At 71.2% G+C, this 24,046-nt stretch carries 23 protein-coding genes and 1 pseudogene; 13 read left to right on the top strand and 11 right to left on the bottom strand.

Going from position 1 to position 24,046, the window contains the following annotated elements; genetic code table 11:
* Positions 1-73: 73 nt before the first annotated feature.
* Genes OG884_RS06655 through OG884_RS06665 form a run of 3 tightly spaced genes read right to left on the bottom strand, consistent with a single transcriptional unit; the run spans position 74 to position 2,960 of the window.
* The gene (locus OG884_RS06655; protein WP_326643207.1) at positions 74-694 is read right to left on the bottom strand and encodes a LutC/YkgG family protein; all 621 of its coding nucleotides are present in this window, start codon (positions 692-694) and stop codon (positions 74-76) included.
* Positions 691-2,103, bottom strand: a complete 1,413-nt coding sequence (locus OG884_RS06660; RefSeq protein WP_326643209.1) for a lactate utilization protein B — start codon at positions 2,101-2,103, stop codon at positions 691-693. The genes OG884_RS06655 and OG884_RS06660 overlap by 4 nt, the downstream gene beginning before the upstream one ends.
* Positions 2,100-2,960, bottom strand: coding sequence for a (Fe-S)-binding protein (locus OG884_RS06665; RefSeq protein ID WP_326643211.1), 861 nt, complete (start codon positions 2,958-2,960; stop codon positions 2,100-2,102). Before OG884_RS06665 ends, OG884_RS06660 begins: the two co-directional genes overlap by 4 nt.
* 74 nt (positions 2,961-3,034) lie before the next feature.
* Here OG884_RS06665 and OG884_RS06670 point away from each other — a divergent pair, with 74 nt between their 5' ends.
* Positions 3,035-3,787 carry a FadR/GntR family transcriptional regulator gene (locus OG884_RS06670; protein ID WP_326643213.1) on the top strand — a complete coding sequence of 251 codons (753 nt, stop codon included), beginning with the start codon at positions 3,035-3,037 and terminating at the stop codon, positions 3,785-3,787.
* On the opposite strand, the gene OG884_RS06675 is transcribed toward OG884_RS06670, so the two are convergent.
* A complete protein-coding gene (locus tag OG884_RS06675; protein WP_326643215.1) occupies positions 3,719-5,209 on the bottom strand; it encodes a sulfatase family protein in 1,491 nt (496 codons plus the stop codon). The genes OG884_RS06670 and OG884_RS06675 overlap by 69 nt on opposite strands.
* Before the next feature lie 109 nt (positions 5,210-5,318).
* Between OG884_RS06675 and OG884_RS06680 the strand changes: the two genes are divergently transcribed.
* Complete coding sequence (locus tag OG884_RS06680) at positions 5,319-6,041, top strand: LLM class flavin-dependent oxidoreductase (protein ID WP_326643217.1); 723 nt, start codon at positions 5,319-5,321, stop codon at positions 6,039-6,041.
* Positions 6,042-6,123: 82 nt separating this feature from the next.
* On the opposite strand, the gene OG884_RS06685 is transcribed toward OG884_RS06680, so the two are convergent.
* Both OG884_RS06685 and OG884_RS06690 read right to left on the bottom strand, forming a co-directional pair.
* Positions 6,124-7,242 (bottom strand): hypothetical protein, encoded by a 1,119-nt coding sequence (locus OG884_RS06685; protein ID WP_326643219.1) that lies wholly within the window; start codon positions 7,240-7,242, stop codon positions 6,124-6,126.
* Positions 7,229-7,795, bottom strand: coding sequence for an RNA polymerase sigma factor (locus OG884_RS06690; protein WP_326643222.1), 567 nt, complete (start codon positions 7,793-7,795; stop codon positions 7,229-7,231). Before OG884_RS06690 ends, OG884_RS06685 begins: the two co-directional genes overlap by 14 nt.
* A gap of 234 nt (positions 7,796-8,029) precedes the next feature.
* Between OG884_RS06690 and OG884_RS06695 the strand changes: the two genes are divergently transcribed.
* Together OG884_RS06695 and OG884_RS06700 are read left to right on the top strand one after the other, a co-directional pair.
* Complete coding sequence (locus tag OG884_RS06695) at positions 8,030-8,680, top strand: response regulator transcription factor (RefSeq protein ID WP_326643224.1); 651 nt, start codon at positions 8,030-8,032, stop codon at positions 8,678-8,680.
* Positions 8,681-8,844: 164 nt separating this feature from the next.
* Positions 8,845-9,426: pseudogene (locus OG884_RS06700) on the top strand (DUF4328 domain-containing protein); the annotation flags it as partial.
* A gap of 126 nt (positions 9,427-9,552) precedes the next feature.
* Here the strand turns inward: OG884_RS06700 and OG884_RS06705 are convergent.
* Both OG884_RS06705 and OG884_RS06710 read right to left on the bottom strand, forming a co-directional pair.
* A complete protein-coding gene (locus tag OG884_RS06705) occupies positions 9,553-9,885 on the bottom strand; it encodes a DUF6504 family protein (RefSeq protein WP_326646868.1) in 333 nt (110 codons plus the stop codon).
* Between the two features lie 6 nt (positions 9,886-9,891).
* On the bottom strand, positions 9,892-10,647 hold the full coding sequence (locus tag OG884_RS06710) for a GntR family transcriptional regulator (RefSeq protein ID WP_326643226.1): 756 nt from the start codon (positions 10,645-10,647) through the stop codon (positions 9,892-9,894).
* Positions 10,648-11,241: 594 nt separating this feature from the next.
* Between OG884_RS06710 and OG884_RS06715 the strand changes: the two genes are divergently transcribed.
* Genes OG884_RS06715 through OG884_RS06745 form a run of 7 tightly spaced genes read left to right on the top strand, consistent with a single transcriptional unit; the run spans position 11,242 to position 18,958 of the window.
* Positions 11,242-12,282 (top strand): ABC transporter substrate-binding protein, encoded by a 1,041-nt coding sequence (locus OG884_RS06715; RefSeq protein ID WP_326643228.1) that lies wholly within the window; start codon positions 11,242-11,244, stop codon positions 12,280-12,282.
* Positions 12,279-13,157 carry an ABC transporter permease gene (locus tag OG884_RS06720; protein WP_326643230.1) on the top strand — a complete coding sequence of 293 codons (879 nt, stop codon included), beginning with the start codon at positions 12,279-12,281 and terminating at the stop codon, positions 13,155-13,157. The genes OG884_RS06715 and OG884_RS06720 overlap by 4 nt, the downstream gene beginning before the upstream one ends.
* Positions 13,145-14,005: an ABC transporter permease gene (locus tag OG884_RS06725; protein ID WP_326643232.1), complete on the top strand. Its 861-nt coding sequence runs from the start codon at positions 13,145-13,147 to the stop codon at positions 14,003-14,005. Before OG884_RS06720 ends, OG884_RS06725 begins: the two co-directional genes overlap by 13 nt.
* On the top strand, positions 14,002-15,159 hold the full coding sequence (locus OG884_RS06730; RefSeq protein ID WP_326643234.1) for an ABC transporter ATP-binding protein: 1,158 nt from the start codon (positions 14,002-14,004) through the stop codon (positions 15,157-15,159). The genes OG884_RS06725 and OG884_RS06730 overlap by 4 nt, the downstream gene beginning before the upstream one ends.
* On the top strand, positions 15,149-16,054 hold the full coding sequence (locus OG884_RS06735; RefSeq protein WP_326643236.1) for an HAD family hydrolase: 906 nt from the start codon (positions 15,149-15,151) through the stop codon (positions 16,052-16,054). Before OG884_RS06730 ends, OG884_RS06735 begins: the two co-directional genes overlap by 11 nt.
* Positions 16,055-16,091: 37 nt before the next feature.
* Positions 16,092-17,936, top strand: coding sequence for a serine/threonine-protein kinase (locus OG884_RS06740; RefSeq protein WP_326643238.1), 1,845 nt, complete (start codon positions 16,092-16,094; stop codon positions 17,934-17,936).
* 59 nt (positions 17,937-17,995) lie between these two features.
* Positions 17,996-18,958 (top strand): quinone oxidoreductase family protein, encoded by a 963-nt coding sequence (locus OG884_RS06745; RefSeq protein ID WP_326643240.1) that lies wholly within the window; start codon positions 17,996-17,998, stop codon positions 18,956-18,958.
* Positions 18,959-19,091: 133 nt separating this feature from the next.
* On the opposite strand, the gene OG884_RS06750 is transcribed toward OG884_RS06745, so the two are convergent.
* Genes OG884_RS06750 through OG884_RS06760 form a run of 3 tightly spaced genes read right to left on the bottom strand, consistent with a single transcriptional unit; the run spans position 19,092 to position 21,809 of the window.
* Positions 19,092-20,117 carry a PucR family transcriptional regulator gene (locus OG884_RS06750; RefSeq protein WP_326643242.1) on the bottom strand — a complete coding sequence of 342 codons (1,026 nt, stop codon included), beginning with the start codon at positions 20,115-20,117 and terminating at the stop codon, positions 19,092-19,094.
* Positions 20,117-20,920, bottom strand: a complete 804-nt coding sequence (locus tag OG884_RS06755; RefSeq protein WP_326643244.1) for an ABC transporter permease — start codon at positions 20,918-20,920, stop codon at positions 20,117-20,119. Before OG884_RS06755 ends, OG884_RS06750 begins: the two co-directional genes overlap by 1 nt.
* Positions 20,889-21,809 (bottom strand): ABC transporter ATP-binding protein, encoded by a 921-nt coding sequence (locus tag OG884_RS06760; RefSeq protein ID WP_326643246.1) that lies wholly within the window; start codon positions 21,807-21,809, stop codon positions 20,889-20,891. The genes OG884_RS06755 and OG884_RS06760 overlap by 32 nt, the downstream gene beginning before the upstream one ends.
* Positions 21,810-22,156: 347 nt before the next feature.
* Between OG884_RS06760 and OG884_RS06765 the strand changes: the two genes are divergently transcribed.
* Both OG884_RS06765 and OG884_RS06770 read left to right on the top strand, forming a co-directional pair.
* Positions 22,157-22,990 carry a patatin-like phospholipase family protein gene (locus OG884_RS06765; protein ID WP_326643248.1) on the top strand — a complete coding sequence of 278 codons (834 nt, stop codon included), beginning with the start codon at positions 22,157-22,159 and terminating at the stop codon, positions 22,988-22,990.
* Between the two features lie 21 nt (positions 22,991-23,011).
* The gene (locus OG884_RS06770; protein WP_326643250.1) at positions 23,012-24,046 is read left to right on the top strand and encodes a 1-acyl-sn-glycerol-3-phosphate acyltransferase; all 1,035 of its coding nucleotides are present in this window, start codon (positions 23,012-23,014) and stop codon (positions 24,044-24,046) included.

Consider the following 24,046-nt stretch of genomic DNA (forward strand, 5'->3'; position numbering starts at 1 on the left):
CCAGCACGGCCGTACCGGTGTTTCGGAGCCCGGTGCGCCCTCCCGGCCTCCGACCGGAGGATGTCCTTCCGGGTCAGCGGATGACGACGACCTCCAGCGTGCGCGGGCCGTGCACGCCCTCCACCCGGTTCAGCTCGATGTCGCTGGTCGCGGAGGGACCGCTGATCCAGGTCAGCGGCCTGGACGGGTCGAGCCTGCCGACGGCCTCGGGAACACCGGCCACGATCTGCTCCGCGCGCACCACGCACAGGTGGTAGTCCGGCAGGAGGGTCAGCGCCCGGCGTCCCTGCCCGGGGCCGGTGTCCAGCACGATCGTGCCCGTCTCCGCGATCGCCACGGCGCACCCGGTGACGACCCCGTCCACCCTGTCCAGCTCGGCCGCGCTCAGCGGCGGGTCGTCGGTGACCGGTTCGCCGGGGGCCCACTCGGGCGGCAGCCCGTCGGGGGCGACCAGCCGGGTGGCGCCCCGGCGGGCCAGCGCCGCCGCGATCGTCGCGGCCGCCTCGCCCTCGTCCACCACGTGCACGACGGCCCGGTAGTCGGCCACGCGCTCGGCGAGCAACCCCACCAGGCCCGCCGCGGCGGCCGGGTCCGGTGACGTGCGGTAGGCGCGGGTGATCTCGACCTCACCGGCCCCGGCCACCGCGGAGCGGATCCGCGACAGGATCCGCTCCCTGCTGCCCGCAGCGTTCATTTGACGCCTCCGTCTGTACGGTCCCACCAGTCACGGAATGACTCAGAAGGAATGTCGGGAATGTCACGGGTGTCGGTCCAGGCCGACAGCGGGCCCGGCAGGCGCCCGGGGACGAACCTGCGCAGGCGGCCACCGAGCCGCTGGGTGCGTGCCAGCCGCGCGGGGCGGTTGAACACCCATCCGGCGGCACGCATGCCCAGGCGCTCGACGCGCGGGTGGCGGACCCTGCCACGCAGATGGACCAGGACCTCTGGAATGTCGATCGCGACCGGGCAGGCGTCGAAACAGGCGCCGCAGAGAGTCGAGGCGTACGGCAGCGACGCGTCCAGCTCCGAGGCGGTGCCGCGCAGTTGCGGGGTGAGGATCGCGCCGATCGGTCCCGGATAGACCGAGCCGTACGCGTGACCTCCGGCCCGCTCGTAGACCGGGCAGACGTTCAGGCAGGCCGAGCAGCGGATGCAGCGCAACGCCTGGCGGCCGATCTCGTCCGCCAGCACGTCCGTACGGCCGTTGTCGAGCAGCACCAGGTGGAACTCCTGCCCCTCGGCCGCGCCCGTCCAGGTGGAGGTGTAGGGGTTCATCCGCTCGCCGGTGGAGCTCCTGGGCAGCAACTGGAGGAAGACCTCCAGGTCCTGCCAGCTCGGCAGCAGCTTCTCGATGCCGACCACGCTGATCAGCGTCTCGGGCAGGGTGAGGCACATCCGCCCGTTGCCCTCGGACTCCAGCACCACCAGCGTGCCGGTCTCGGCGATCATGAAGTTGGCACCGGAGATCGCGACCCTGGTGGAAAGGAAGCGCTCGCGCAGGTGGAGCCGGGCGGCCTCGGCGAGGGCGCGGGGCTCGTCTGTCAGGTCCTCCGGCGCGGCACGGCCCCAGTCGGCCATCTTCTCCCGGAAGATCTCGCGGATCTCCGAGCGGTTGCGGTGGATCGCCGGGACCAGGATGTGCGAGGGCCAGTCGTCACCGAGTTGGACGATCAGCTCGGCCAGGTCGGTCTCGTACGCGGTGATGCCCTCGAGTTCGAGCGCCTCGTTGAGGCCGATCTCCTGGGTCGCCATCGACTTGACCTTGACCACGCTGGTCTCGCCGGTGGCCTTGACCAGGTCGGCGACGATCCTGTTGGCCTCCTCGGCGTCGGCCGCCCAGTGGACGTGACCGCCCGCCGCGGTGACCGCCTCCTCCATGCGCACCAGGTAGCGCTCCAGGTTGCGCAGGGTGTGGTCCTTGATCTCCTTGGCCGCCCGGCGAAGCTCGGTCCAGTCGGGAAGCTCGCCGACCGCCAGGGCCCGTTTGCCGCGGATCGTGTGGGTGGCCTTGCGAAGGTTGTACCTGAGCTGCGAGTCCTGCACGGCGGCCGCGGCGTTCACCGGGAAGGCCGGCATGCCGAGGAACGTGGCGCCCCCGCTCATCCGCGCACCACCCCGTGATCGCCGGTCTCCGTGGCGGCGAGGATCTCGGCGAGGTGCATGATCCGTACGCCGGTGCGCTGGCGGCTGAGGGTGCCGCCGATGTGCATCAGGCAGGAGTTGTCGGCGGCGCACAGCACCTCGGCGCCGGTGGTCGCGACATTGTGCACCTTGTCCGCGCACATGGCGGCGGAGATCGCCGGGTTCTTCACCGCGAAGGTGCCGCCGAAGCCGCAGCACTCGTCCGCTCCGGGGAGCGGGACCAGCTCCAGGCCCCTGACCTGCTCAAGCAGTCGGGTGGGCCGATCCCCCAGGCGGAGGGCGCGCAGCGAGTGGCAGGTCGGGTGATAGGTCACCCGGTGCGGGAAGTAGGCGCCGACATCGGTGACGCCGAGGACGTCGACGAGGAACTCCGAGAGTTCGTGGACCTTCGGCACCGTGGCCGCCACCTCCTCGGCGAAGGAACCCGGCCGGGGCCGCTCCCTCGCTCCGGGAGCCGCGGTCTCCTCGGCGGAGGGGGGGAGGGTGCCGGTGATCAGATCCGCAGGGGCCCCGGCGGTGATCGAGGCGGGTACGGCCGGGGTGCGGGCGAGGCGCGGGTACTGCTCGCGGACCATCGCGGCGCACGACCCCGACGGCGCGACGACCGCGTCGTACTCGGCGAAGACGTCCACGAAGTGCCGCGCGAGCCGCCTGCCCTCCTCGGGGTATCCCGTATTGACGTGCATCTGGCCACAGCAGGTCTGCGCCCGCGGGAAGTCGACGTCACATCCGAGACGGCGCAGCAGCGTGACGACCGCCCGCCCGGTACCGGGGAAGAGCGTGTCGTTCACGCAGGTGATGAACAGGGCGACGCGCACGGCACTCCTTTACACTCAATGGTATGACCACAGTATGGTCTGACCATATTCCCCCACAAGAGGAGGAGGCTCTCTTGAGCGGTTGGCAGCCGGTCCGGCGCACCCGGGCGTTCGAGGACGTGATCGCCCAGATCGAGCGGCGCATCGCGGACGACGGGCTCACGGTCGGCGACCGCCTGCCCGGCGAGCGGCAACTCGCCGAGCAGCTGCGGGTGAGCCGGTCGTCCGTACGCGAGGCGATGCGGGTACTGGAGACGCTGGGCGTGGTGTCCTCGCAGGTCGGGCGGGGCCCGGACGCGGGAGCCTTCCTCATTTCCAGGCCCGCGGACGCCCTGAGCGACCTGCTCAGACTCCACCTCGGGCTCTCGAACCTGTCGCTGGAGGAAATCCTCGACGCCCGGCTGATGATCGAGCAGTGGTCCGCCTCGCACGCCGCCGCCCGAGGGGCCGACCTGTCGGGGCTGATCGGCGCGCTGGAGCGGATGGACGCCGCGACGACCGCCGAGGAGTTCGTCGAGCACGACACGGCCTTCCACCTGGCCATCGCCGAGGCGTCGGGCAACAGGCTGACCACCGCGATGATGCTCTCCCTGCGTGACTCGCTCCGCCGCTACTCGATCGAGGCGGTCGAGCGCCTCGGCGACACGGCGGGACTCATGGCCGATCACCGCGAGATCCACCGGGCCGTCGCCGCCGGGGACGCGGCGGGGGCATCGGCCGCCGTCGAGGCCCATCTGCGACGGGCCTACCCCGGCATCTCACGGTCCCCACGGACCGAGGAAGAGGGGCCTGACGGGCAGCACGGGCGGCTTGGCCGAGTCGGCTGACCTGCAGGTGGCGCCCGAGCAGGAGACCAGCGCGTCGAGCTGCTGGTTGAACTGGGCGATCACGGAGAGCGGGGTCTCGGCGGCGAGGTTTCTGAGCTGGTAGGGATCCGCGGCGAGATCGTAGAGCTGATACTCGCCGGTGGAGTAGCGGACGAAGGTGTGCCAGGCGGTCCGCATGCCCTGGTAGGCCGGGACCGGAGTCTGACGGGCCGAACCCGGGTCGGTCGGGCGGTAGAACTCCAGCAGCACGTTCTGGCGCCATGAGGGCGGCGTACGGCCCCGCAGGAGCGGCAGCAGGGAGCGGCCTTCGACGAAGTCGGGGAGCGTGGCACCGGCCAGCTGGGCGAACGTCGGGGCCAGATCCACCGTGGAGGCCATGTCGCCGATGACGCCGCCCGCCGGCACACCGGGGCCGCGGACCAGGAGCGGCACCCTGATCGACTCGTCGAAGGGGGCGGTCTTGCCCTGGGCGAGCCGGTGCTGGCCCTGGTGGAACCCGTTATCGGAGGCGAAAAAGATATACGTTTCCTCCAGCTTGCCGGAGACCCTGAGGGATTCGACCAGGGCGCCCACCATGTCGTCCACGCCGAGCATCGCCCGGAGCCGGTCGCGGTAGTGCCGGTCGATCTTCTGGACCTTCCTGGCGTCGAACTGCGGGAGCGACCTGAGCCAGAGTGGCTCGGCACTGACATCCGGCTGGTTGAAGGACGGGGTGCGCGGGGCCGTCGCTCCGGCGAAGGCGGCCTCGTGCCGGGGGGCGTAGTTGGCCGGGTTGTGCGGGGCGATCGGGGCGAGGTAGAGGAAGAACGGGTCGTCGCCCGGCTGGGAGACGAACGCCCCCGCCTTCGCGCTGAGCACGTCGGCCAGGTAGTCCTCCGGTGCGAAGCCGTAGGCCCGCAGCGCGCCGTTCTCGTTGAGCGTGTAGCCGTACTCCTCGTAGAGCCTGCGCACCGGCACGTCCCACTCGTCCCAGCCGGGTGGCACGTAGGTGGCGGCGGTGGCGCCACCGGGGTAGTGGTTGAGGTACTTGCCCATCAGGCCGGTGCGGTATCCGGCCGCCTTCATCCACGTCCCGAGCGTGGAACGTTCCAGGCCGGTCGTGTAGTACTTGGTGAAGCCGCCCTCGGGGGCGGTGTTGGTCAGCACGCCGTGGCTGTGCACGTACTGGGAACGCATGATCGACGCGCGCGACGGGCAGCACCAGGAGTTCGGCACGAAGAACCTGTCGAAGCTGGTGCCGCCCCGGGCAAGGAGGTTTGAGATGTTGGGAAATTTCTGGAGATCCCCCGCATCCAGGTCGTCAACGAGGACCAGCACGATGTTGGGCCGCCCCGCCGCGTGCGCCACGGCCGGGATCGCTCCCGCGGCGGCGAGGGCAAGGAGGAAGATCAGGGAGAGGAGCTTGCGAGCTGCATAGAGCACAGATTGACGCTTCCCGGGAGACCGAATTTCGACACCTCACACTCGACCGACCAATATAGAACGTGTTCTAATCACGGGGCGTGTCCGGCCAGCGTTGCGAGGAGACCCGGTGAGTACCGACCTGAAGCTCGGCCTGAACCTCGGCTACTGGCAGCGCGGCGCCGACGACGCCACCGAACTCGTCCAGGCCGCGGAACGGCTGGGGTACGAGTCCGTCTGGACCACGGAAGCCTACGGTAGCGACGCCTTCACCCCTCTGGCCTGGTACGGCGCGCGGACGTCCCGCATCAAACTGGGCACATCCGTGGTGCAGATCTCCGCCAGGACCCCGGCGGCGACCGCGATGACCGCGATGACCCTCGATCACCTCACCGGCGGACGGCTGCCGCTCTTCGTGTTCCCCGAGAAGATGGAGCGGATGTACGGCCCCTCGCTCGCCGGCGCCGGGCCTGACTTCGACATCGCCGCCATGGTCATGACACTGATCACCGACGACGTCAGGCCGGCGCTGGACGGGGTGAAGATGATGCTGACCCTCTACATCGGCGGCATGGGCGCCAAGAGCCGTGACTTCCACGCCGACATCATCGGCAGGATGGGCTACGCCGAGGCCGCCGAGGAGATCCAGGCGCTCTATCCGGCCGGGCGCAGGGACGAGGCGTTCAACGCGATCCCCGACGAGCTGGCCGACGGCATCTCCCTGGTCGGCCCGGTGGGCCGCATCCGCGAACGCCTGGAGCCGTGGCGCAGGAGCCCGGTGAGCAACCTTCTGGTGATGGGCCCCCGCGACGAGACCTCCCTGCGGACGATCCGGGACCTGGTCCTGGGCTGATCCACCCGCCCCCGCTGGAGTGGCGTGCCCGACGGACCCGACGGGCGCCCCGCCGCCCCCTCCTGGGCGGCGGGGCGAAAGATCACTTCCTGATGCCGAGTTCCCCGACCCAGCCGGAGCTCTCGTAGGCGACCTTGAAGCCCTTACGGGCGGGGATGAACACGGAGTTGGCAGTGCCCGCTCGGGGCTTCTCGTCCGGACCGTCGTAGCGGAAGGCCAGCAGGCGCGCGCCCGACTCGTCGATGACCAGGGTGCGGTGGCCGTTGGCCGTGGTGACCGCGGTGCCCGTGCGGCCGATCGGGTCGAGGACGCCCCGCTTCAGGACGAGTCCCGGCTGGGCGGCCAGGATGCGCAGCATCGAGGCGCGCGTGGCCGCGCTCGTCGGCATGGACAGCAGGTGGCGCGCCCCTTCGAAGGCGAAGTCCGCGAACGGTCCCTCGCGGTGCGCCGAACGGAGCCAGCGCTCAAGCCCCTCGACGTCGCCGGGCAGCTTCTGCTCCTCCCCCAGGTTCAGCGTCTTGGCGCCGATCCCGATTCCCAGGACCATGGAGAAGTCCTCGGTCTTCGGGCCGGGCCACAGGGACGGGGATCCCTTGGCCTTCCACGCCGCCTCATCGGATGCGGTCTCGAAGGTGACCTGGACGTCCTGGTTGGACGAGCTGCGCCCACTCCGGCCGTCGTGCCAGAACTCGTCGGTGTGGGCGACGACCGCACCGGACCCGACCGGCTCGAAGGTCCGGGTGCGCTCGAACCAGTACCGGCCCTTCGGGGCGGCCTCACGCGCCGCCGTCTCCGCACCGGCCAGCAGGAACGACCGGGCGTCGAGCGTGACCACCGGTGTGCCGGGCGTCGCGGCGGGAGATCCGGTGGAGGTCCGGTCCGGGTAGACGAGCTCGGCGGTCCGGCCGCCTCCCGGTCCCCGCAACCCGATCGTCCCCGTCACGACGGCCGGCACCGTCACGACGGCCGGCACCGTCACGGCCGCGGCCAGCCCGACGAGAGCGCCGACCAGTGCGACCCTCGGCGTGAGACGGAACCCCGGACGGAACCCCGGACGGAACAGGTGGCGGGACGTGGTGCGGGACCGAGGCCCGGCCTCCGCGAAGGCGCGGGCGAGGTCGGCCTCACGGCGGCGCCGGTGGGCGTCCTCGGTGAGGGCGTCCGGGCGTAGCGCGCGGACGCGCTCGTCAACGTCGTTCATCGGATACCTCCAGTTCGGGGACCCCGGGCCGGGAACCCGGGGTGGGACGCGGCGCGGTGCCGCACGGGGTCGGTGAGGTGAGGTCGAGCGCCTGGGACAGGCGGCGGCGTGCGCGGTACAGGCGGACCGTGAAGGCGCGGGCCGAGCATCCGGCGAGCCTGGCGGCATCGGCCGGGGCGAGGCCGTACCAGCTGGCCAGGACCACGGCCTCGACGTCCTGCTCGGACAGACCGGCGAGCGCCGCCAGCGCGGCCTCGCGCTCGGCGATCTGCTCGGCCACATCGCCCGCCGGGGCCAGTTCGGCCAGCCGGTCGGCCAGTGCCCGCTTCCGCAGCCCGGAACGCCGCTGCGCGCGCAGCAGGTTACGGGCGATGCCGAGCAACCACGGCAGCGGAGACTCGGGCAGGCGTTCCAGCTGCCGCCAGGCGATCAGGAACGTCTCGCTCGCGATGTCCTCGGCCGCCTGTCTCTCGGCACGCAGCAGCGCGTAGCCGAGCACGCTGCGATAGTGCCGGTCGTACAACGCGGTGAATCGCGCTTCTGGATCATCCACACCCAGTAGTGCCTTTCCCCGGCCCCCGATCACCGGCAGGGAGAAAAAACCATCCGACGCGTTCCCCCGACCCGTTCCCTTGACGCGTTCCCCCATGGTGCTCACGCGGGCTCGTCCACGGACCGTCCCCTTCACCTGGCGCCCTGTTCTGAGATCCGGACCCGTCCGCCACCGGCTGGTTTTGTCAGTGAATGCCCGACCGTGACCCGGCGCCGAGCTGGCAGAATCCATCGGGTGACGATTCGGGTGCTCATCGCTGACGACCAGGAACTGGTGCGGACCGGGTTCCAGATGATTCTGGACGCCCAACAGGACATGGAGGTCCTGGCGACGGCCGCCAACGGGGCCGAGGCCGTCGAGCTGGCGCGGAGACTACGGCCCGACGTCTGCCTGCTGGACATCCGGATGCCCAGGCTGGACGGCCTGGAGGCCACCCGCATCCTGGCGGGACCGGGGGTGCCCAACCCGATGAGGGTGGTCATCGTCACGACCTTCGACCTGGACGAGTACGTCTACGGAGCGCTGCGCGCCGGAGCGACCGGTTTCCTGCTCAAGGACAGCGGACCGACCCTGCTCATCGAGGCGATCCGGGCCGCGGCGGCAGGGGACGCGCTGGTGTCGCCCTCGGTGACCGTGCGCCTGCTCGAACACCTGGCCCACCCGCGGGCCGCCGCCCTCCGGTCGCCCCGCGAGCCCCTCACCGAGCGCGAGCTGGACGTCGTACGCCTGGTGGCCAGGGGGCGGACCAACCAGGAGGTCGCCGCCGAGCTGTTCGTCTCGCTGTCGACGGTGAAGACGCACCTGGGGAGCATCCAGACGAAGCTCGGTGTCAGGAACCGGGTGGAGATCGCCGCGTGGGCGTGGGAGTCGGGCATCGTGAGCTGAGTGAGCCGAGTTGGCCAGGGGGACAGGGCGAGCCGAGTGGACAGAGTGGGCTGAGTGAGCCGAGTTGGCCAGGGGGACAGAGTGGGCCGAGTTGGCTGATTAGCGAAAGAGCTGACGGGATAGAAAAAGGGCAGGTCCTCAGCGCATGGCGGGGGGAGATATACATGCGCTCTATCCCATCTCTACAGAAAAGGTCGGCTTCGGCCGTCTACTTCACCCTCACCACACTGGTGATCGCGACCGCCGCCCTGGCGGTGTTCGAACAGGCCCGTGGCCGGCGCCTCGTCCTGGAGATCTCGAAACTCGGCGGCGACCCCCACGCCCCCGGCGCCGACGCGGTCTTCGGCGCGGTGACGGTCTTCGCCATCCTGATCATGTTCTTCGTCGCGGCCGCGATCGCCGCCGTCGTCGCGTACCTGAACTGGCTGCTTCGCGCCCGGCAGTACGCCGACCGACCCACGGTGGTCCCCGTCCTGGCGAGCTGGTTCGTGCCGGTGGTCAACCTCGTCGCGCCCGCCGTGCTGGTCGACCGGCTGTGGCGGGCCTCCCGCCCACCGGCCGACCGCCGCCCGCGTTGGAGAGTGCTGCTCGCCGCCTGGTGGCTGAGCTGGCTGGCCGCGCTCACGCTGGTGCTGGTGCGGCTCTGGCCGGGCGCGTCCCAGGCGAGCACGGGCCTGACCGATTTCGGCCTGACCGAGCTGACCGCCGTCGCGATCGCCGCACTACTGTGCGCGGCGACGGTCCGGCAGATCACCAGGTTCCAGAGCGCGGGCGCCAGGCACCGGCGCCGGATTCCGGTGAATCGTCCGGAGCGTGCCGGAGGTCGAGGCGGGGCGTGGCCCTGGGGCATGGCCGAGACCTGGAACTGGAAGTCAGTCCCACGCCCTGATCAGCAGCCAGCCCTCGCCCGCGGTGTCGAACCGGAGCTCGTAGGTGCCGACCTGACCGCCGGTGGCGGCCTCGGTCCGCCAGAACCGGCGCTCGCCCGGATCGCTGTCGGAGACCTTCCACCACTCTCGCGCGACAACCCAGTGATCGAGGACCCGGTGGACCGTGTAGAGGCGGTCGCGCCAGACGAACTGGACGGGGTGTCCATCGCGGGTCCACACCTCGACAGGATCACCATAGAGTCGGTTCAAGACGCCTCTTCTCCCCGGGGCTTCGGATGAGTGCCCGGGGGAAGACGGGCCCGCTATATCGAACATACGTTCCTATCGAGTGGGGCGCAAGTCGCCCATCTGCCGTACGAGCGGGTTGGCGTCCACCGAGTTGCGGATACTGAAGGTCACACTGCCCGCACGGTAACGGTCGTCGGACCACTCGACGGGCCGGCCCTCGTGGGTGGTGGTGACCCGGCGCTGGCGCAGCAGCGGGCTGCCCCTGCGCACGACCAGCAGCCTGGAGTCCTGCGCACCGGCGGCCACCGCGTCGATGAGGTGCTCGCCGTAGGCGAAGACAAGACCGACGCTGTCGTAGAGGGCCTGGGTGATCGACTCGCAGTCGGGTTCGATCCGCTCGACGGCCGAGGCGATCCAACCGGCGTAGATCGTGCGCTCCAGCATCACCGGCTCCCCCTCCAAAGAGCGCAGCCGCAGCACCGACAGCACCGGCTCGCCCGGTTGGAGCGCCAGCCGTGCCGCCTCGGTGGCGTCGGCACCCCTGTGACACTGTTGCAGCACCTGCCCGCTGACCCGGTAGCCCAGCGTCCGCGCCCACTGGGCGAAGCTGTGCAGCTCGGCGAAGCTCTGACTGCGCTCGCGGCCAAGCACGATGCGCCTGGCCCCCTGCCGGGAGCCGACCAGGCCCTCGGTGGCGAGCACCGCGACGGCCTGGCGGATCGTGCCCCGGGAGGCCGCGAAGCAGGTGGCCAGCTCGGCCTCGGAGGGCAGCTGGGCACCCACGGCGTACTCGCCTCGCATGATCGCGTCGCGCAGCCTCTCCGCGATGCCCAGGTAACGGGGGGTCACGCCCGTGCCCTTTCCCGTGCGCCCCCGAACGGCAGGAGCCCTGCCCACACGCCTTCCAACACTCGCGCTCCTTCCAGGACACCCGCGAACGTCCGGTGACCGCGCAATCTCGCCTCGCTCCTCAAAACCGCCCTCGTGTCCAACCCGACATCCGACCCGGCACCCGGCCCCGTTCCCGGCCCGGCACCCGACCTGGCATCCGGCCTTGCACCCGACCTGGCATCCGGCCCCGTTCCCGGTACCGGGCGCGATGGCGCACTCCTTCGCTGCGCGCACCGACCGACGGGACCAACCTCCACCCTAAACACCCCTGAATCACCCACACAGCTGCGGTTCTCGCATTTCACCCACGTACTCCGCGCGTTCATCAAACAGCAACTTATTCACGGCATACGAGGTCTAGCTTGTTTGTACAAGTTCATCTACTTTCGTGAAATATTGCGCGACACCCCCTTGGGAGACACAGTGATCGCATCCCGAGTTCGCCTTGCAGGCCTGGCCGCTATCCTCCTGGTGGGAGCCACCGCGTGCGGGGCCGCCCCCGGCACGTCCGCCCCGTCAGGAGCCGCCTCCGACACAGGCTCCGCAGCCGGCGTGGACGCCAGAACCGCCACCTCCGCCGCCGACTTCGGCGGGCTGGACAAGCTCGTCGAGGCCGCCAAGAAGGAGGGCAAGCTCCACGTCATCGCCCTCCCGCCCGACTGGGCCAACTACGGAAAGATCATCGAGGCGTTCAAGGCGAAGTACGGCATCGAGATCGAGAGCGAGACTCCCGACGCCTCCAGCGCCGACGAGATCAACGCGGTGAAGACCCGCAAGGGCCAGGACCGCGCCCCCGACGTTCTCGACATCGGCCAGTCCTTCGCGATCAGCGGCGCCGCCGAGGGCCTGTTCGCGCCGTACAAGGTCCAGACGTGGGACAAGATCCCCGAGAACCAGAAAGAGCCCTCCGGCCTCTGGTTCAACGACTACGGCGGCTACATCTCCATCGGCTGCGACGCCAAAAAGATCGCCAAGTGCCCGGAGACCTACGCGGACCTGCTCAAGCCCGAGTACAAGGGCAAGGTCGCCCTGAACGGCAACCCGACCAAGTCCGGCTCGGCGTTCGCGGGCGTGTACGCGGCGGCCCTCGCCAACGGCGGCTCCTTCGACGACATCCAGCCCGGCCTGGACTTCTTCAAGAAGCTCAAGGACGTCGGGAACTTCAACCCGGTGGAGACCACCCCGGCCACCATCGAGAAGGGCGAGACCCAGATCAGCATCGACTGGGACTACAACAACTCCGCATACGCCCCCAAGATGGCCGAGAAGGGCCTCGACTGGAAGACCGTCATCCCCACCGACGGCAAGTACTTCCAGCTGTACGCCCAGGCCATCAACAAGGACGCCCCGCACCCGGCCGCCGCGCGCCTGTGGCAGGAGTTCCTCTACAGCACCGAGGGCCAGAACCTCTATCTCGGGGGCTTCGCCCGCCCGGTCCTGCTGCCCGCCATGCAGGCCGACGGCTCGGTCGACAAGGCCGCCGAGGCCAACCTGCCGCCGGTCGAGGGTGAGCCCGCCTTCCCGACGGAGGCACAGGTCAACAAGGCCAAGGAGGTCCTGGCGAACGGCTGGGGCGCCGCGGTCTCGGGATGACGGTCCCAACGGTCACGGCCGCCGCCCCGCGCGGCGGCCGCGACCGATCCAGGAACTGGCTGGGCGCCCTGCCGCTGCTGGTCGTGGTGACCGTGGCGTTCGGCATCCCGGCGGTCACGCTGCTCGTCGGGGCGTTCACCGTCAAGGACCCGGCGACCAAGGTGTCGTCCATCGGCACCGCCAACCTGTCCCGGAGCCTGCAGGGCGCCTACCTCAACGCCCTGCTCAGCAGCGTGCAACTGTCAGCGGTGGTGGCGGTGGTCGCCGCGGTCCTCGGGACGTTCCTGGCCCAGGCCGTGATCACCTCCCGCTTCACGGCGCTGCGCGATGCGGTGCTGACCTTCTCCGGCGTGCTGGCCAACTTCGGCGGCGTGCCACTGGCCTTCATCTGGATCGCCACCCTGGGCAACTCGGGAGTGCTCACCACCGTGCTGGGCATCGCCCCCGGCACGCTGTACAACTTCTGGGGCCTGGCCCTCGTCTACCTGTACTTCTCGGTGCCGCTGATGGTGCTCGTCGTGACCCCGGCACTGGACGGCCTGCGCCCGCAGTGGCGGGAGGCGGCGCAGAACAACGGCGCCACCACCTGGCAGTTCTGGCGCTACGTCGGCGTTCCGGTGCTGGCACCCGCGCTGCTCGGCGGTGTCGTCCTGCTGTTCGGCGGCGCGTTCGCCGCCTACGCCACCGCCGCCGCCATGGTCGGCAGCACGGTCCCGCTGGTCACCCTGCAGATCGCCGACGCGCTCACCGGGGACGTCCTCATCGGCTACGAGAACATCGCGCTCGCCCTGAGCCTCGACATGATCGTCATCGCGCTGCTGGTGATGGCGGTCTACCTGCCGCTGCAGAAGAGGAGCTCCCGATGGTTGCGGTAGCCGCCCTGCCAGACGTCACTCCCGGCACCCCTCGGCCCGCCGGCGCCCGCCCCGGGCAGCGGCGGGCCTGGCGGGGGATCGTGCTGGTCGTCGCGGCGCTCTACTTCGTCGTGCCGATGGCCGTGTCGTTCTGGTTCACCGTCCACTCCGAGGGGCAGGGCTTCTCGCTCGCCGCCTACGGGCGGATCCTGTCCGCGCCCGGCTTCCTTCCCAGCCTGCTGCTCTCCCTCGGGCTGGCCGCCGCCACCATCGTCGCGGTGCTGCTACTGACCCTGCCGGCGATGCTGGCCGTTCGGCTCGGCTCGCCGAGGCTGGGGCCGGTGCTGGAGCTGATCGCCACGCTCCCGCTGGTCGTGCCGCCGATCACCTACGTGGTCGGCATCAGCACGGCGCTACGCGGCGGCATCGACGCGCTGGCCGCCACCCCGCTCTGGGCGACGCTGATCACCATCCAGGACGAGAGGTTCCCGATCGTCCTGGTGCTGGCGTACGTGGTGCTGACGCTGCCGTTCGCCTACCGGTCGCTGGACGCCGGGCTGCGCGCGATCGACGTGCGGACCCTGGTGGAGGCGGCCCGCAACCTGGGTGCCTCGTGGCCGTACGTGCTGTTCCGGGTGATCATCCCGAACATCCGCTCCGCCATCGCCAGCGCCTCGTTCCTCACCCTCGCGCTGGTGCTCGGCGAGTACACGGTCGCCGCCCTGCTCGGTTACCAGACCTTCCCGGTCTGGATCGTCACCATCTCGGGGAACGACGGGCAGCTCTCCGTGGCACTGTCGATCATCAGCCTGCTCCTCATCTGGCTGCTGCTGCTCACCCTCTCGGGTGCGGGAAGGAAACGCCGATGACCGTCGAGTTCCGGGGACTGCGCCGCGCGTTCGGCCGTACTGTCGCACTGGACGGCCTGGACCTCACCGTGGAGCAGGGCGAGCTGATGGCCCTGCTCGGCCCCTCCGGCTGCGGGAAGACCACGGCGCTGCGCTGCGTCGCCGGTTTCGAGCACCCCGACGCCGGGGCGGTGCTGGTGGACGGCAAGGACATCACCGGGGTCCCCGCCAACCGGCGGGACGCGGGCATGGTCTTCCAGTCCTACAGCCTGTTCCCCAACCTCAACGCCAGGGACAACGTGGCCTTCGGGCTCCGGGTCCGCAAGGTGCCCACCGCCAGACGGCACGCGCGGGCGGCCGAACTGCTGGAGCTGGTCGGCCTGCCGGCGCACGCCCAGCGCTACCCGCACGAGCTCTCCGGCGGCCAGCAGCAGCGCGTCGCCCTGGCCAGGGCGCTGGCCCTGGAGCCGCGCGTGCTGCTGCTCGACGAGCCGCTGTCGGCGCTGGACGCCAAGGTCCGCGTCACGCTCCGCGAGGAGATCCGCCGACTCCAGCTCGAACTGGGCATCACCACCATCTTCGTCACCCACGACCAGGAGGAGGCCCTGTCGGTCGCCGACCGGGTCGCGGTGCTGCGCGCCGGGCGGCTGGAGCAGTGCGGCCCCCCGTCCGAGGTCTACGACCGGCCCGCCACCCCGTTCGTGGCGGAGTTCGTCGGCGCGATGAACCACGTGCCCGGCCGGCTCTCCGGCCAGGAGGTCACGGTCCTGGGGCGGCTCATGCCCGTGGACGGCCCGCTGCCCTCCGCCTCCGACGTCGATGTGCTGGTCCGCCCCGAGGCGGTGCTGGTCACGCCCTCCCCCGAGGGAAGTGCCACGATCGTGGCCTCCTCCTTCCGCGGCTCGGTCGCGCGGCTGCGGGTGCGACTGGGCGAGCTGGAGGTGCTCAGCGACGTACCGGGACACGACGCGGTACGGCTGGCGCCGGGCACCCGGGTGGACGTCACCCTCGTGCAGCGGCCCGTCCTCGTCGCGGCGCGCACCGCCCCCGCTCCCACTCTCCCGGATTCCTCAGAGCCGTCGGAGCTCCCGAAGTCGTCGGAGTCCCCGAAGTCGTCGGAGCCGTCGGAGCCGGAGGCATCCGAGGGGTCGGAGGATCCCGCGGGTGTCGGATAAGCTCCGCGCCGTCCTGTTCGACATGGACGGCACCCTCGTGGACACCGAGGGAATGTGGTGGCAGGCGTGCGCGGCGGTCGCCGCGGAGTTGGGTCTGGAACTGGCCGAGACCGACGTCGGCCACCTGCTCGGCCGCCCGGTCGAGTACGTGGCCGCCCACCTCGTACGACGCGCTTCGTCCACCGCACCCGACGCGTCCACACTCCCCGACGGCCCGCCCATCGCACCCGATCCGTCCACACTCCCCGGCGGCCCGCCCACCGGGGGCGACGCGTCCGCGCTCCCCGGCGGCCCGCCCACCGGGGGCGACGGCACGTATCCGGGCGGAGCGGACACCGCCGAAGCGGACACCGTCGAACGGGTAGGGGCACGGCTCACCGACGCCTTCGCCGAGCGGATCGCGGGCGGGGTGACGCCGCTGCCCGGCGCGATCCGGCTACTGGACGACCTGGGTGCGGGCGGCGTACCCACGGCGCTGGTCAGCGCCTCCCCCCGGCGCATCGTGGACATGGTGCTCCAGACCGTCGGGGCCGAGCGGTTCGCCCTGGTCGTGGCCGCCGAGGACACCGCGCGCGGCAAACCGCTGCCGGACCCCTACCTGCGGGCGGCCGCCGGGCTGGGCGTCGACCCCGGCGAGTGCGTGGCGGTGGAGGACAGTCCGACCGGGCTCGCGGCGGCCCGCGCGGCCGGATGCCAGGTGGTGTCGGTCGCGGGCGGCGTGGCGCGGGAAGGCGTACTGGCCGTGGACGGCCGGGAGGGCGTACTGGCCGTGGACGGCCTGGAGGGCGTACTGGCCGTGGACGGCCGGGAGGGCGTACTGGCCGTGGACGGCCTGGAAAAAGTGGACCTGCCGCTGTTGCGACTGCTGGCGAGTGGCAAGAGATCGATAGGCTGAATCACTCCTGTGATGGCTTATGCGGTTAGGTACAAAGGTGAGCGACCTCAGTCCCGACGAACCCCTGCAGATAGGCCGGTACCGCTTGCTCAGCAGGCTGGGCCGAGGCGGGATGGGCACGGTCTATCTCGGCGAGTCCCCCGACGGGCAACAGGTCGCCATCAAGGTCATCAACTCGGAGTACAGCCAGCACGAGCGGTTCCGAATGCGCTTCCGCCGGGAGGCCGACTCGGCACAGCGGGTCCGCAGGTTCTGCACGGCCGCGGTCATCGAGGCTGCGCTCGACGGTGACCAGCTCTACGTCGTCACCGAGTACGTCACCGGCCCCAACCTGGAGGAGGCCGTGGAGTCCGGCGGGCCGCTCCGCGGCTCCAGCCTCGACGCGCTGGCCGTCGGTGTGGCGACCGCGCTGACCGCCATTCACGCCGCCGGGGTGGTGCACCGCGACCTCAAGCCCTCCAACGTGCTGCTCTCCCCCGTCGGCCCCCGCGTGATCGACTTCGGCATCGCCCGCGCGCTGGACACGCTCAGCGGGATGACCGGGACCGGTGAGATCCTCGGCACCCCCCGCTACATGGCGCCCGAGGTGTTGCGCGGCGAGCCGGTCTCGGCCGCCTGCGACGTGTTCTCGTGGGGCTGCCTGATGGCCTTCGCCGCGAGTGGGCGAGCGCCGTTCGGCGGCGAGGCACTGCCCGCGGTGCTGTACCAGGTGCTCAACACCGAGCCCACTCTGGAGGGCATGGAGCCCACGCTGCACGAGCTGGTCACCTACGCCCTGGCCAAGGACCCGCGGAACCGGCCCACCTCCCAGCAGCTCCTCGACCATCTGGTGGGCCGCTCCGCCGCACCCGAGCAGGCCGCCCACTCGGTTCAGACCTCCTGGCAGGGAACGCCGGGAACGTACGAGAGCGCCCCCTGGGCCGGACCCGCGGGCGTACCCGGCGGGCCCTCCCCCGACCCCGGCCGGGACCACCCCGCGATATCCGCCCAGGACGGCCGCACGATCTCCGGCGCCCCGCAGGCAGGTCCCGGCCACACCGCGCCCGGCGCCTTCCACTACGGTCCCGGCCACACCCTCCTGGAGCCGCAGGGCGACCTCGGGGCCGCTTCGCGCGAACGCTCGGCCAGGCGGCGCAAGCTGGTCATCGGGGCGGCCGCGGCGGCCCTGCTGGTGGGCGGCGCGCTCGGCCTGAGTCTCCTGCTCTCCCCGAGCGGCCCCCCGGAGAACCTCGCCCTGCTCTACCAGGACGACTTCACCCAGAGCGGAACCGGCTGGAGCGGCGGCGCCTACAACCCGCTCACCGGCACCTACGGCTACGCCCCCGACGGCTACTACGCCATCGACGTCAGCGGTTACTCCCCCGTCAAGCGGGAGCAGGCCCCGATCCCCTTCGTGCCCGCACCTCCCGCCACCCCCGACCCGACAGCCAGCCCCACCCCGGTCACGCCGGGCCGGATCCTGCTCGGCACCGACATCACGATCCGCTCCGGCAGCATCGGCATGGGCGAGTACGGACTGTTCTGCCGGGGCGAGGACGACAACAAGGCGACCCGGTACGAGTTCCTGCTCGACACCGCTGGGAACGCCCGCATCCGCAAGACCGTCAAGAGCTCCGGGGGCGAGCTCACCAAACCCGTCAAGGTCGACCTGCCCAAGGGGAAGGCCGCCAGGGTCGAGGCCGAGTGCACCGGGGCCGACGGGGGCGTGCAGCTCATCATGTGGGTCAACGGCGAGCGGACGCAGTCCTTCCTCGACCCCGATCCGCTGCCCAACGGGCTGGTCGGCGTGATCGTCCGGGTGGGCGAGAACAGCGACGCCGTGCTCAGGACCGCGTTCGACAACTTCACACTGCGCGGCCCCGCCGCCACCGGGCAACCCTGAGTGACCCGCCCAAGGGCGGGGACGATCAGGACACCGACCGATCAAAGGAGTTCAGCACGATGCGCGCCATAGTCGTCTCCGCCACCGGCGGCCCCGAGGTTCTCGCCTACGTCGACGACTACCCGGACCCCGAGGTGAACCCCGGGGACGTCCTGATCGACGTCGCCGCCTCCGGCGTGAACTTCATAGACGTCTACCACCGGATGGGCCGTTACCCGCTCTCCCTGCCCTTCGTTCCCGGTGAGGAGGGCGCGGGCACCGTCGCCGCGGTCGGCGAGGACGTGCACGACGTCGCCGTCGGCGACACCGTCGCCTGGGCGTCCGTACCGCGCAGCTATGCCTCCAGGGTCACGGTGCCCGCTTCCAAACTGCTCTCCGTACCCGAGGGGGTCACGCCCGAGGCCGCGGCGGCCGTCACGCTCCAGGGGCTGACGGCGCACTACCTGACCCACTCCGCCTACGAGGTGAAGGCCGGTGACGATGTGCTGGTGCACGCCGCCGCCGGAGGCATGGGCCTGCTGCTCACCCAGATCGCCAAGCTGCGCGGCGCCCGGGTGATCGGCACGGTCTCCACGGAGGAGAAGGAGGTCCTGGCCCGCCAGGCGGGCGCCGACGAGGTGCTCCGCTACCGGGGCTTCGCCGACGCGGTCCGCGAGCTGACCGGCTCCGGCGTGCACGTCGTCTACGACGGCGTGGGCGCGGCCACCTTCGACGAGAGCATCGCCTCGCTGCGCCCACGCGGCATGATGGCGCTGTACGGCCAGGCCAGCGGCCCTGTCCCACCCGTCGACCCGCAGATCCTCGCCCGGCACGGCTCCCTCTTCCTGACCCGCCCCACCCTGAACGCCTACATCGCCACCCGCGACGAGCTCGTCTGGCGGGCCTCCGACATCTACGGCTGGGTGGCCGACGGGCGGCTCCGGGTGCACGTCTCCCACCGCTACCCGCTGGCGGAGGCCGCCCGCGCCCATGAGGACCTCGAATCCCGCCGTACGACCGGCAAGGTGCTGCTGATCCCCTGAGCGCCCTCGGCATCCGGCCGGTGGCCCCGCATCCGGCCGGTGGCCCTGGCCGCTGGCCCCGCATCCGGCGTCGACCGGGATCGCCGCCCTCCTCGGTGAAGGGCCGCCGGGGCTCCGCGTACGGCGGGAGCGGTCAGCGCAGCGGCTGGGCGGGCCAGTCCAGCAGCCGGGCGCCCAATACCGCCGTCTCCAGGGTGAAGCGCTGGGTGGGGTCGTCGGGTGAGAACCCGGTGAGGCGGCGGATCCGCTCCAGCCGGTAGGTCACCGCCCGGGTACTGACGCCGAGCCTGCGCGCGGCTGCGGTCTGGTTGCCCTGGGCGGCGAAGACCGCCTCCAGCGTGCCGAGCAGCGGCTCGGGACCGCCCCGCGCCTCAAGCAGCGGGCTGAGCACCGTCGTCACCAGGTCCTCGATGGCCGCCCGGTCCCGCAGCAGCACCGGGAAGACCAGCAGGTCGGCGGCTTTCAGCACGGGGGCGCGCAGCCCCAGCCGGTCGCCGAGCTCGATGGCGTTGGCTCCCTCGCGGTAGGAGGCGACCACCCCGCCTGGACCTCGGTGCGCCCTGCCAAGGCCGACCCGCCAGCCGGGCGCGAACGTCTGGCGGACGTGGTGGGTGAACTCGCCGGTCGCGGCGGCCAGGCCGCCCGGCGCCACGCAGACGAGCGTCCCGTCCCGGACCGCGACCAGCACGTTGTGCGAGCCGAACCGGGCGACCAGCGCGTCCTCGATCCGCCGGGCCGTCCCCTCGCCCAACCCGCCACCCGCGTCGGCGGCGGGACGGGCGACGGCGACCAGGTAGGTCTCGGCCAGGCGGAGGCCGAAGTGCTCGGCCCGCTCGGCGAGCCGGTGGACACGCCCCTGGAGCAGGTCGTCGACGAACTCCCGGCGCGCGGCCTCCTCCTGGCGCAACGCGGACCGCTGAGCGCTCTCGTACCCCTCCATCAGGGCGGAGACCGTACGCCGCAGGGCCGGGAGCGGGGCGGGACTCACGGACTCGGCCATGGCCAGCGCGGCCTCGACCAGGGCCCGGACGGACACGCCCCGCTCGGCGGCCAGCGCACCGGCGGCACGGCAGTCGTCCAGCTCGGCCCGGCCGGGCGGCCTGCCGGTGGCGGCCGCCTCCCTCAACATCCGGAGATGGCCGCCGAGCAGATCGTCCATCAGACTCCCACGTCACGCCTGTCGAAGGCCGGTATCGCGGTCAGGACCAGCGCGACGATCGCGCCTACCAGCACGAGATACTCCCACGCGGGAAATCCCTGCTGGATCGGCCGTCCGTCGAGGTAGTAGTGGAACGGCGAGATCCAGCGCAGCCAGGACACCCCGCCCACGTCCCTGCCCATGGTCTCGACCACGTAGCCGGCCACCGCGACCACCCCGACCACCGCCAGGGCGATCCCCCTGCGGCCCGTCACCGCGCCGACCGTCAGACAGAGCGTGCCGAAGAAGAGGGCGAGCAGGAAGACGCCGGTGTGACCGGCCAGGATCCGGTCGGCCGGAACGTCCATGCCGACGGCCGTGGCCAGGCCGAGCACGACGAGGAAGGTGACCGCCGCCACGCCGAACAGGGCGAGGGCGAGGGCGGCGAAGCGCTCCAGGACCAGCCGCCTGCGGGTGATCGGGAGGGTGAGGGTCAGCTCCAGCGTGCCCGACTCCTCGGGCTGGGCGATCGCCCGGTTGCCGATCACCGCGGCGCACATGATGAACAGCAGCGGCCCGAACAGCTGGTAGACCAGCGTCTGCAGGTAACCGGGGCCACTGGTGAAGCCGTCCTCCAGACCGCCCATGAGGTCGCGCATCGCCCCGGGAAACTTGGTCAGCGCCACCTGCCCGTAGAGCTCGGGGCTGCTCACGATGGTCGGGTAGTACGCCAGATAGAGCCCGAAGAACGCGCTGATCCCGATCGTCCAGCCGAGCAACGGACGACGGTAGTCACGCAGGCTCTTCGACACCAGCGCGGGCATGAGGCGCCTCCTCTTCGCTGTAGTAGGTCAGGAAGATCTCTTCGAGGTCGGGCTCGGCGCTGACCATGTGCACCACGGTGAATTTCGCCGCCGCCTTGACCAGCGCGTCCGGGCGGCCGTCGATGGTGCAGCGCACCCCGGCCCCCTCCACCCGCAGGTCCCGCACGCCGGGCAGGTTCTCGAACGCCTCCCGGGGCACCGGCGCGTCGAAGTGGAACTCCACCCGGCGCACCGCCTTCTCCCGGAGCGCGGAGATGTCCTCCACCGTGACCAGCCTGCCGGCCCGCACGATGCCGACCCGGTCGGAGACGTGCTCGACCTCGGCCAGCACGTGGGAGGACATCAGCACGGTACGGCCCGAGGCGCGGACCTCGCGGACCATCGCCAGGAACTCCTGCTGCACCAGCGGGTCCAGCCCGCTGGTCGGCTCGTCGAGGATCAGGAACTCCGGCTCGTGCATGAACGCCTGAATGAGCCCGACCTTCTGTTTGTTGCCCTTGGAGAGCTTGCCCATGGGCACCGCCAGGTCGGCCTCCAGCCGCTCGGCCAACTCCTCGATCCGTCCCCTGGGCAGGCCGCCACGGACCGTGCCGAGGAAGGCGAGGTAGTCTCTCGCCTTCTCCCTGCCCTCCAGGGCCAGCTCGCCGGGCAGGTAGCCGATCCGGCTCCGCACGCCCGCGTCTCGGGGATCGTGGCCGAGGACCGTCATCCGGCCCCTGGTGGGGCGGATGACATCCAGGAGCAGCCTGATCGTGGTCGTCTTTCCCGCGCCGTTCGGGCCGAGGTACCCGAACACCTCCCCGGGCCGGATCTCCAGGTCGAGATCCTCAAGCCCCCGGCGCACGCCGTAGAACTTGGTGAGCCCCTCGGTCTCCACCACCGCTGTCATGCACTCGATCGTGCCCGCCCGCCGGTGCGGAGGCCATGGCCGGATCCCGACAGTTGGCCGCCCTTTCCTTGCCCGGATCCGGAACCCGCTCCGCCGATCCGTCGTGACACCGTTGACGACTCACCCGGCACCGGACCGCGTCCTCTCCCCACCGTCGTACGGATCCGGACCCCGGGAGCACCCCACTCCCCCATCGTGACCGGGCCGCGCGCCCTCCCCTTCCGGTACGCGAGCCCGGAACTCGCGCCGCGCGGGCCGTACCGGTCCCCGGCGCGGTCTATCGTGAGGTCGTTGATGACGAATCGCGCGGCACCGTGCCGCGTTCCCTGCCCGTCCAAGGAGAGTCGATGAGCGTGGACACCGCCTTCGTCCTCGGTGGCGGGGGCGTCCTCGGCGCTCACGAGGTGGGCATGCTGCGGGCGCTCGACGAGGCGGGTATCAAGCCCGACGTGATCGTCGGCACGTCCGTGGGCGCGCTGAACGGTGTCGTGCTCGCCGCCTCCTCCGGTGACGCGGTCGCGCGCCTGACCACGCTGTGGGGCTCGAACGTGGTCCGTACCGCGTTCGCGGGGTCGTGGATGACCCGGCTGTCCACCCTTGCCAGGACCGGCACCCACCTGCACTCCGGCCAGCCGCTGCGCGACCTGCTGACCAGGACGCTCCCCGTCTCCCGGATCGAGGAGCTGGAGGTGCCGTTCCAGTGCGTGGCCGCCTCGGTCGAGCGCGCCACCGCGCACTGGTTCACCGAGGGGCCCCTGGTCGAGGCGGTGCTCGCCTCCTGCGCCGTCCCCGGACTGCTGCCTCCGGTCCGCATCGGCAATGAACACTTCCTCGACGGCGGGCTGGTGCACAGCATCCCCGTCGGCCGCGCGGTCGCGCTGGGCGCCCGCCGGGTCTACGTCCTGCACGTGGGCAGGATCGAGCGTCCACTGGTGGCGCCGAGACGCCCCTGGGAGGTTGGGATGACCGCCTTCGAGATCGCCAGGCGGCACCGCTTCGCCGAGGAGATGGCCACCCTGCCGGGTGACATCGAGGTCCACGTCATGCCGTCGGGTGGCGAGGCCCGCCCGGGAATGGATCTCGCCCAGCTGCGTTATCGGGATATATCGCATATATCTGGATACATAGAACGGGCGTACCGGGCCTCGTCCGACTATCTGGCCCGGCACGCGTCCACCTGAGCCACACAGCAGGAGCCGCTCGTGCTGCCTCCTCGCATCATCCGCCGTCTGATCCTGGCCCCGCTCGTCATCGTGCTCACCGTGGTCGCGGTGATCACGCTTCCGATCTGGCTGCTGGTGGTGGCCGCGGCCTCGCTGCGCCTGCCGCCCCCGCAGCGGCGCGGCACCCGGCTGGTCTGGTTCGCGGTGGCGTGGCTGGCGCTGGAGTCGATGGCCCTGGTCGCCTGCCTGGGCCTCTGGGTGGCGAGCGGGTTCGGTGGATGGCTCCACCGCGACGAGCACCAGGAGCGGCACTACGCGCTGATCCGGTGGCTCCTGTCCAAGGTGTACGGGGCAGCCGTGCGGATCTTCCGCCTGAGCGTCGAGATCGACGAGCCGGCACCGACCTCCGACGAGCTCTCCCGGCGCCTCACCCGCCCCGTCGTCGTGCTCTCGCGCCACGCGGGCCCCGGCGACTCGTTCCTGCTCGTCCACCACCTTCTCACCCGATACGGCAGGCGCCCGAGGATCGTGATGAAGGCCGCCCTGCAACTCGACCCCTCACTGGACGTGGTGATCAACCGCCTCCCCAACGCCTTCGTCCCCCGCAAGGCGACCGAGAGCGGCGTTCTCGGCGAGATCCGCCGCCTGGCCTCCGGCATGGACGCCGACGACGCCCTGGTGATCTTCCCGGAGGGCGGCAACTTCACCCCCAGGCGCCGCTGGCGGGCCATTCTCCGGCTGGAGCGCAAGGGCCTGTCCGAGGAGGCCGCGCGGGCCCGCCGGCTGGAGCACCTGATGGCGCCCCGGCCCAACGGGGCCATCGCCGCCATCGAGGCCTGCCCCGAGGCGGACGTGGTCTTCGTCGCGCACACCGGCCTCGACGACCTGGTCACCCTCAAGGACGTCTGGCGCCGCCTCCCGGTCAGCGCCAAGGTCAAGGCCAAGTGGTGGCGGATCCAGGCCGCCGACGTACCGCGCGACCGCGAGAGCCAGATCCGGTGGCTCTTCGACCAGTGGGAGGAGATCGACACCTGGATCACCGCAAACCAGCCAACCCCCACGCCCACGGCCTGA

Origin of the sequence: Streptosporangium sp. NBC_01755 (assembly GCF_035917995.1) — a bacterium.
Taxonomy (GTDB): Bacteria; Actinomycetota; Actinomycetes; order Streptosporangiales; family Streptosporangiaceae; genus Streptosporangium.

Bases quoted from the DNA above. Each gene is read 5' to 3' on its own strand.
- OG884_RS06655 (WP_326643207.1), bottom strand. From the start codon at position 694: ATGAACGCTGCGGGCAGCAGGGAGCGGATCCTGTCGCGGATCCGCTCC.
- OG884_RS06660 (WP_326643209.1), bottom strand. From the start codon at position 2,103: ATGAGCGGGGGCGCCACGTTCCTCGGCATGCCGGCCTTCCCGGTGAAC.
- OG884_RS06685 (WP_326643219.1), bottom strand. From the start codon at position 7,242: ATGAACGACGTTGACGAGCGCGTCCGCGCGCTACGCCCGGACGCCCTC.
- OG884_RS06705 (WP_326646868.1), bottom strand. From the start codon at position 9,885: ATGTTCGATATAGCGGGCCCGTCTTCCCCCGGGCACTCATCCGAAGCC.
- OG884_RS06720 (WP_326643230.1), top strand. From the start codon at position 12,279: ATGACGGTCCCAACGGTCACGGCCGCCGCCCCGCGCGGCGGCCGCGAC.
- OG884_RS06725 (WP_326643232.1), top strand. From the start codon at position 13,145: ATGGTTGCGGTAGCCGCCCTGCCAGACGTCACTCCCGGCACCCCTCGG.
- OG884_RS06730 (WP_326643234.1), top strand. From the start codon at position 14,002: ATGACCGTCGAGTTCCGGGGACTGCGCCGCGCGTTCGGCCGTACTGTC.
- OG884_RS06745 (WP_326643240.1), top strand. From the start codon at position 17,996: ATGCGCGCCATAGTCGTCTCCGCCACCGGCGGCCCCGAGGTTCTCGCC.
- OG884_RS06750 (WP_326643242.1), bottom strand. From the start codon at position 20,117: ATGGACGATCTGCTCGGCGGCCATCTCCGGATGTTGAGGGAGGCGGCC.
- OG884_RS06755 (WP_326643244.1), bottom strand. From the start codon at position 20,920: ATGCCCGCGCTGGTGTCGAAGAGCCTGCGTGACTACCGTCGTCCGTTG.
- OG884_RS06760 (WP_326643246.1), bottom strand. From the start codon at position 21,809: ATGACAGCGGTGGTGGAGACCGAGGGGCTCACCAAGTTCTACGGCGTG.
- OG884_RS06765 (WP_326643248.1), top strand. From the start codon at position 22,157: ATGAGCGTGGACACCGCCTTCGTCCTCGGTGGCGGGGGCGTCCTCGGC.